Genomic DNA, 1,217 nt, shown 5'->3' with positions numbered 1-1,217 from the left:
AGCGGGAGCTTTATATCCAAAAGCTTGTTAAGACTAACGAGAGCATAAATGGAGACTTTGATGCGGATGAGCTGCAGAAGTATCTTGGTGCCGGCGGTCTTAACGGAAATAACATAGATATAGGTAAAGCGGGGGAGGATAAGAATTTTAACGCTAGAAATATCGAAGAGACGGAGGGCGTTGCAAAATTTGATAGTAAAGGTCATGTTCAAGGCGCATATCTTATGACCCAGTCTAGAAAAAATCCTGAGGCAAAAGATAAAAGCTATGCCGTTATCTATACCGAAACCATAGGTAAAGATGCCGATAAAATTTTTAATTATTATAATGTCGGCGATGTGCTGGTAAATATCTATGATAACTCGTGGACGGATGCTTATTCCGATCAGACATACTCTAAGAAGTGGAAGAGCGCTAAATGTATCATCAATTCATCTAGCAATACTCCTAATGCTAAAGGTATGGTAGGCTGCGACGTAGGCATGAGAATTGCTGCCAACAAAGATAAAGCGATAAATGATAATATTGTATTGCGCTACCGACCGGATCGTATCAGAATATCTCTCACAAGCCTAGATAACGGTGTGACAATCGGCGTAGGTGATAATAATATCTCGGGTGGAATATCTGCGTATACATATTTCAACGCTCCGGATATTGAGAAAGATGTAGTAATATATGGCAGTGATAATTCTACACAAAATTTAGCGGTGACGCATCAGATAAGTCAGCTAGCCAAGCTTAAGGTCAATGCCGTAGCATATCTATCCGACAAGGTCTATAAAGATGTCATCGCTACGCTTTATGACGGGTATAAACAAGATGTTGGCGGCACTCCTCAAGCCGTGTGCGGATTTTCAAGCGATCTTGATTTTGCGCTAAATTTCGGATTTGATTGTGCTAACAATAATGCCGACGGACGTTGCTCCACAGCTACCGCTAGGAGAACTGGCGGAGATACAAATTATGTACCGTATCCCGATAGGGCTAATGTTATCTACAATATTCCTGGCGGTACGCAGTTTTTTGCTAGCAATTCTAACGAGTGTCTAGGCGCTACGGGATATGATAGTAGATGCTATAAATATAACGTAAGAACTCTAAGTACCACTATAACCGGTGGAAGAAGAGACTGGAATGAGGCCGCTTCCGCCGGTGATGCGGGCTACGGTATGCCTATACCTCTTAGTATCGCCCTTAATTACTATTCAGATGCT

The 1,217-nt window shown here is 42.1% G+C and carries 1 protein-coding gene; it reads left to right on the top strand.

The genetic code is table 11. The annotated features are described in order from the left end of the window. Nucleotides 1-1,217: hypothetical protein (locus Q0605_RS09135; RefSeq protein ID WP_298706394.1), on the top strand; the 1,217-nt coding region annotated here is incomplete at both ends.

Origin of the sequence: uncultured Campylobacter sp. (genome assembly GCF_938017705.1) — a bacterium.
In the GTDB taxonomy this organism is placed as follows: Bacteria; Campylobacterota; Campylobacteria; order Campylobacterales; family Campylobacteraceae; genus Campylobacter_B.
Note: the sequence above shows the minus strand (reverse complement) of the source record. Positions and strands in the feature narration are given on the sequence as shown.